The sequence below is a fragment of the Streptomyces sp. NPDC057654 genome (genome assembly GCF_042800135.1).
Taxonomy (GTDB): Bacteria; Actinomycetota; Actinomycetes; order Streptomycetales; family Streptomycetaceae; genus Streptomyces.
Genome location: NZ_JBHVHQ010000465.1, coordinates 1 through 6,682 on the forward strand (window position 1 = coordinate 1; position 6,682 = coordinate 6,682).

A 6,682-nucleotide genomic window follows, 5' to 3' on the forward strand; every position below is an offset into this window, starting at 1 on the left:
CCTTGGAGCCGAGCAGGTAGCCGTTGACCGTCCGCGTCATGCAGCCGTTGCCGCTGTTGTACGCGCCGTGGCCCTCGCCCTTGAACGTGACCTCGACGCCCACGCCCTCGCCCAGCTCGCGGGCCATCCGCCGCGCGCCCTCGTACGGGGTGGCCGGGTCGCCCGTGTTGCCGACGACGAGGACCGGGGCCGCGCCCGCCGCCCGTACGTCCGGGGTCTTCCAGCGGCCCTCGACGGGCCAGCCGGCGCAGTTCAGCAGCGACCACGCGGAGGACTCCCCGAAGACCGGCGACGCCTGGCGGAACCTCGCCAGCCACGCCTGCACGTCGTTGGCGTCGTAGCGCTGCTGGGCGTCGGCGCAGGTGATCGCCCGGTTCGCGGCCTGGAGGTTGCTGTAGCGGCCGTTCTGGTCGCGCCCGGACAGCGAGTCGGAGAGCAGCTGGAGGTAGTTGCCGCTGCCCAGGGTCATGGCCTCCTGGAGCCCGCGGGTGAGGTACTGCCAGGTCTCCTTGGAGTACAGCGCGGACGCGATCCCGTTGACGGCCTGGTCCTGGGTCAGCTCGCGGCCGTCGCGGGTGGGCAGCGGCTCGGAGTCGAGCTTCTTCAGCAGCGCGGTGATCCGCTTGGTGCCTTCCTCGGGACTGCCGTTGCCGGTCGGGCAGCCGGTGGTGTTCTCCGCGCAGTCCCGCATGTAGTCCTCCAGCGCGCGCTGGAACCCCTTGGCCTGGTTCAGGTCGCCCTGGAGCGGGTCCTGGGTGGGGTCGACGACGGCGTCGAGCACCGCGTGGCCGACCCGCTTGGGGAACAAGTGGGCGTAGACGCCGCCCAGTTCCGTGCCGTAGGAGATGCCGAAGTAGTGCAGCTTGTCGTCGCCCAGGGCCTGGCGCAGGACATCGAGGTCGCGGGCCGCGCTCGTGGTGTCCACGTGCCCGAGCACCTTCCCGGAGTTCTTCCGGCACGCGTCGACGTACGCCTTGTTGGCGGCCAGCGCCGTCTTCAGCTCGTCATCGTCGTCGGGGGTGGAGTCCACCTTGTCCGAGTCGTCGATCTCCTTGTCGCTCAGGCACCTGACGCCCGCGCTCGCGCCGACGCCGCGCGGGTCGAAGCTGACGAGGTCGTATCGGGCGCGCAGGGCCTCGTAGTCGCGGGCGAAGCCGGGCAGCGTCGCGACCCCCGAGCCGCCGGGCCCGCCGAAGTTGAAGACGAGCGAACCGATGCGGTCGGCGCCGCCGCGGGCCTTCGCGCGGATCAGGGCGAGGTCGATGGTGTCCCCGGACGGCTTCGCGTAGTCCAGCGGCACCTTGAGCGTGGAGCACTCCCACCGGGTGCCGTCCGCGAGTGCCGCCGGGGCCTTGCCGCTGCCGCCCTGCGCCGTGGTGGGGGCGGTGCAGCCGTGCCAGCTCAGCTTCTGCGCCCCCGCGCTCGAACCGCCTGTCGGCGCGGACTGGGAGGCGCTGCCGGGCTTCTTGTCCCCGGCGGCCTTGCCGTCACCGCCGTCGCCGCTGCACGCCGTGGCCGCGAGGGCCACCGCGAGAGCCGTGGCCGCCAGCGTCCGGGCCCGGCGCCGCCGCTGCCGGTACGGGGTCCGGGGTCGGGTCCCTCGGGGGCTCCGCATGGTCTGTCAGTCTCCTGCCTGCCTGTCCGACAGGCTCGAAGTCTTCGGATTTGCGAGCCTGTGACCGGAGGATGCCATATGGCCGGGCACGCGAGCCCGTCCCGTGCGCGAAGTGGCCGGTACCCGCGCCGGCCGCCCCTCGGCGCGCGCCGTCAGCGCGAACTCCCGGTCCCGGCCGACGGGCAGCCGGCGGAGCGGGCCGCCGCCGCCACGAAGCGCGGGAAGACGGTGCTCGGATCGTCCAGCGAGGTGCCGGTGGAGCGATCCGTGTGCATGGTGTAGACCGCCGGGCGGCCCGCGCAGTCGGCCCGTACGAGCGCGCCCGAGGCGTCCATACGTCCGTACGCGCGCCCGTCCGGCAGCGGTATGCGCGCCGCGGCGAGCCCGTCGAAGAGCGCGACGAGCCGGGGGCGGGCCGCCATGGCGAACTGCGCGGCCACCTTGCCGCGTCGGGACACCACACAGGTCCGGAAATCGCCCCGGCCGCCGCCGGATATGGAGGCGAGCCCGCCGCGCGCCGTCTCCGCCCGCCCGAGCAGACCGGGCAGCGAGCACAGGTCGGAAGGAGCGGGGGAGGAGGAGGGCGGCCGGGCGGGCGCGGGCGAGGCCGTGGGGGCGGCCGGCCGCAGCGGTCGCCGAGGCGCGCAACCGGCCTTCCGCATGCCGTGGTTGGCCAGGTCCACGAGCAGCCGCCCGGTCCGCGCGAAGCCCCCGCCCGCCACTCCCGTCCGGCCGTCGCCCTGACGCGCGCCGCCCACCGTCACGACGGACGGACGCCCGTCGACATCGCACCGCTCGGGCAGCACGAGCGCACCGGACCCGTCGCCCACGAAACCGGGCAGCGCGCCCGGAAGCGCGTCGCCGCCCCGCGCGAACAGGCCGTCCAGCCATGTGCGCCGGGCGTCCGCCGCCTTCGGCCCGGCGCCGTACCCCACCTGCACCCGCTGCTCCCGCGCGGCGGCCCCCGAGCCTCGCGTCCACGTCACCGTGCAGCTCCCGCGCGGGACTTCGGGCGTCGGCGAGGTCTCCTGGGACGCGCGGTGGCGGTCGCCGTGGTCGAAGAGCGACGCGCCGCCCTCGTCGGGCCAGGCGCCCCAGCAGCGGGAAGCCTGGGCGAGCGGCCCGAACTGGGTCTGCCACAGCGCCGACACGGCGGCGAGCAGCGCGACCACGGCCAGGGCGCCGACCATGACACGCCCGCGTCCCTGGGCCCGTACCACCGCGCCCCCCGGCGCACCCCCGTCCGGCACCCCCGCCCCCTCCCCGAAATCCTCAGCGGTGGACTGCTGTGCGGGAGATCGTATCGGCGCGCACCGACAATCAGGAGAAGGGAGGGGCGTGAACGGGCCATGTGCAGGTGGGAGTTGGTGGAGCTGTGTTCGAGCAGCGGCTACGAGCAGACCTTGCCGGCCTTCGGTACCGTGCCGTCCAGCAGATAGGCGTCCACCGTCCGCTTCACGCACCCGTTGCCGCTGTTGTACGCGCCGTGCCCCTCGCCCTTGTAGGTGAGTTCGACGCCGACGCCCTCGCCCAGCCGCCGCGCCATCTTCCGCGCGCCCGCGTACGGCGTCGCGGGGTCCCCGGTGTTGCCGACCACCAGCATCGGGGCCGCGCCCTCGGCGCTCACGTCGGGGGTCTTCCACTCGCCGGGCACCGGCCAGCCGGTGCACTGGGTGAGGCTCCACGCCATGAAGTCCCCGAAGACGGGGGATGCCTCGCGGAACTCGGCGACCTTGCCCGCGATGTCCTCGACCGTGTAGCGCTGCTTGAAGTCGGCGCAGGTGACGGCGTTGAGCGAGGCTTGCAGGGAGCTGTAGGCGCCGTCCTTGTCGCGGCCGTTCATGGAGTCGCCGAGGGCGAGCAGGATCTTGCCGTCGCCGTTCTCGGCGTCCTCCACGCCTTCGGTGAGGTAGTCCCAGAAGTCCTTCGAGTACAGCGACTGGGCGATGCCGCCGCTGGCGAGCGACTCGGTGAGCGTACGGCCCTCCGCCGCGGGCGCCGGCCGCTTGTCGAGACGGCCCAGCAGCCGCTGGATCTGCCGCTCGGTGGGGCAGTTGTCGTGGCTCCCGGCGCACGCCCGCAGGTAGTTGCCGAGCGCGAGCTGGAACCCCTTCGCCTGGCCCAGGGCGCTCTGCACGGGGTCGTGCGTCGGGTCCACGACGCCGTCGAGGAGGGCGCGCCCCACCTTCTTCGGGAACAAGTGGGCGTAGACGCCGCCGAGTTCCGTGCCGTAGGAGATGCCGAAGTAGTGCAGCTTGTCGTCGCCGAGCGCCTCGCGCATCAGGTCCATGTCGCGCGCCGCGTTCGACGTCCCCACGTGCGCGAGGACCTTGCCGGAGTTCTTCTCGCAGGCGGCGGCGTACTTCTTGACGCGGTCCATGAGGGCGCGCCGCTCGCCCGCGTCGTCGGGGGTGGAGTCGGCCGCGTAGTAGGAGTCGAGATCCTTGTCGCCGAGGCACTTGACGCCGTCGCTGCGGCCGACGCCGCGCGGGTCGAAGCTGACGAGGTCGTAGCGGGTGCGGAGGTTCTTGTAGTCCTCGGCGAAGGCGGGGAGGGTGGTGATGCCGGAGCCGCCGGGGCCGCCGAAGTTGAAGAGGAGCGAGCCGATCCGGCGGTCCGGGTCGGTGGCCTTCGCGCGGATCAGGGCGATGCCGATGGTGTCGCCCTTGGGATGGCCGTAATCGAGCGGGGCGTGCAGCGTGGCGCACTCCCAGGACTCGCCGGGCGCATGGCCCGTGGAGGCGTCCTCGCTGTCGCTGGGGGCGGGGCAGGACTTCCAGTCCAGCTTCTGACCGGCGCTGGTGTCGGCCCGCGAGCTGTCCGCGCCGCCGTCGGAACATCCCGCGGCGGCGCCGGTCAGCAGCGCGGCGAGGAGCAGGGCCCCGGTCCGTACGGATCTCGACACGGCGGCTCTCCCGGAGGTCGGCGGTACGTACGCGGAACGGGAACGTACGCGGACTGCCATCCTCCGGGCGGGCCGCCGCCGGGCGCGCGCCTTGCGGTCCGTACGGGTGAGAGACGGGGTGAGAGGCGCGGTGCGGGACGCGCCTCCCTACCCGTTCTACGGCGGTACGAACGTCCCGCCCCTTCTACAGCGGTACGAACGTCACCTCCGTGGCCTTCACGCTCACCCAGACCTCCGAGCCCTCCGCGAGCCCCAGCTCCGCCGCCGCCGACGGGGTGATCTCGGCGACGACCTCGGGCTCCCCGTCGACGAGGACCCGCAGCCGGCCGCCCTGCGCGGCGATCTCGCGGACCGTACCGGCCCAGACGTTGCGCGGGCTGCCCTCGGGGCGGGCGGTGTGCAGGGAGACGGCCTCGGGGCCGACGACGGCGAGTCCGGGCGTGTGCTCGGCGGGCAGCGGATCGGCGGCGACGAGGTCCGCGCCGCCGGCCAGCCGCAGCGCCTCGCCCTTCGCCGTGCCGGGCCAGGCGTTGCGGCCGAGCATCCGGGCCACCCATGGGGAGCGCGGGTGCCGGGTCAGCTCGGTCGGCGTCGCGTACTGGAGCGTCGTGCCGTCCTCCAGGACGAGGATCCGGTCGGCGAGGGAGACCGCCTCCACGGGGTCGTGGGTGACGATCAGGCAGACGCCGGGGAAGTCCGCGAGATGGGTGCGCAGGGTGTGCCGGACCCGCGCGCGCGTGGACTGGTCGAGCGCCGCCAGGGGCTCGTCGAGGAGCAGCAGCCGGGGGCGCGCGGCGAGGGCGCGCGCGAGCGCCACGCGCTGGGCCTGGCCGCCGCTGATGCCGCCGGGTTTGCGGAGGGCGAGGTGGCCGACGCCGAGGGCGTCCAGCCAGTGCTGCGCCTCCGCGTGCGCCTCGGCCTTCGCCGTGCCCTGGGCGCGCAGCCCGTACGCGGTGTTGGCCAGGGCGGTCAGGTGCGGGAACAGCGCCCCGTCCTGCGGGACCCAGGCGATCCGGCGCTTGTGCGGCGGCTCGGCGGAGACCTCCGCGTCGCCCAGGGACAGGGGCTGCGCGGTGGCCCGGTGGGTGAGGCCGAGCAGCGCCCGCAGCAGCGTCGTCTTCCCGGCGCCGTTGGGTCCGACGACGGCGATGGTCGTGCCGGCCGGGGCGTCGAGCGCGGTGTTGGTGGCGCCGCTGACGGTGGTGCGCAGGGGCGCGAGAGCGGGCTTGGGCAGATCGGGTTTCCGGGCGGCCGGGGTGGCGGCGTCGCGACTGCTGCCACCGTCCCTGTTGGAGGCATCGGACGCGTCGGATGGATCGGACGCATCGGATGAATTCGGTGAAGGCTTCGCGGCGGCCTTCGGCTCGGCCGGTTTGCCGCCCAGCCAGCGGCCGCGCAGCGCCAGGAGCACCACGGTCGCGATGACCAGCAGCAGGAGGGAGACCGCGGTCGCGCCCTCGGGGTCGTCCTGGAGCAGCAGATACACCTGGAGCGGGAGGGTCTGCGTCGTACCGGGCAGGTTCCCGGCGAAGGTGATCGTCGCGCCGAACTCGCCGAGCGCCCGCGCCCAGCACAGCGCGGCGCCCGCGATGAGCCCCGGCGCGATCATCGGCAGCGTGATGGTGCGGAACACCCGCAGGGGCGCGGCCCCCAGGGACGTCGCGGTCTCCTCGTACCGGGGGTGCAGCCCGGCGAGGGACCCTTCGAGGCTGATGACCAGGAACGGCATGGAGACGAACGCCGAGGCGATCACCGCGCCCGTGGTGGAGAACGGCAGCGAGATGCCGAACCACGAGTCCAGGGCCGGGCCGAGCAGCCCGCGCCGCCCGTACCCCTGGAGGAGCGCGACGCCGGCGACCGTCGGCGGCAGCACCATCGGCAGCATCACCAGGCAGCGCACCAGCGCCTTGCCGGGGAACTCCACGCGGGCCAGCAGCCAGGCCAGCGGGATGCCGAGGACGAGCGCGAGCAGCAGCGCCCAGGCGGAGACGAGCAGCGAGAGGCCGAGCGCCTGGCTGACCTCGTGCGAGGAGAGCCGGGTGGTCAGCGTGGACCAGGGCGTACGGGCCAGCACGCCCGCGAGGGGGAGGAGCAGGAAGACCACCGCGAGCACGGCGGGAACGGAGAGGGTGAAAGGCGTGCGCCCCCGGACCGCACGGGTG

4 protein-coding genes are annotated in these 6,682 nt (G+C 74.2%); all 4 read right to left on the reverse strand.

Annotation, left to right across the window (positions count from 1 at the left end; all coding sequences use genetic code 11):
* Nucleotides 1–1,615 (reverse strand): alpha/beta hydrolase (locus tag ACFU99_RS27910; protein WP_384397070.1); only part of this gene is annotated, 1,615 nt, incomplete at its 3' end.
* 152 nt (nucleotides 1,616–1,767) lie between these two features.
* On the reverse strand, nucleotides 1,768–2,805 hold the full coding sequence (locus ACFU99_RS27915) for a hypothetical protein (protein ID WP_384397073.1): 1,038 nt from the start codon (nucleotides 2,803–2,805) through the stop codon (nucleotides 1,768–1,770).
* A 200-nt stretch (nucleotides 2,806–3,005) separates the two neighbouring features.
* Nucleotides 3,006–4,580, reverse strand: a complete 1,575-nt coding sequence (locus tag ACFU99_RS27920) for an alpha/beta hydrolase (protein WP_384397075.1) — start codon at nucleotides 4,578–4,580, stop codon at nucleotides 3,006–3,008.
* 124 nt (nucleotides 4,581–4,704) lie between these two features.
* Nucleotides 4,705–6,682, reverse strand: a 1,978-nt coding sequence (locus ACFU99_RS27925) for an ABC transporter permease (RefSeq protein ID WP_384397078.1), incomplete at its 5' end; no start/stop codon positions are given.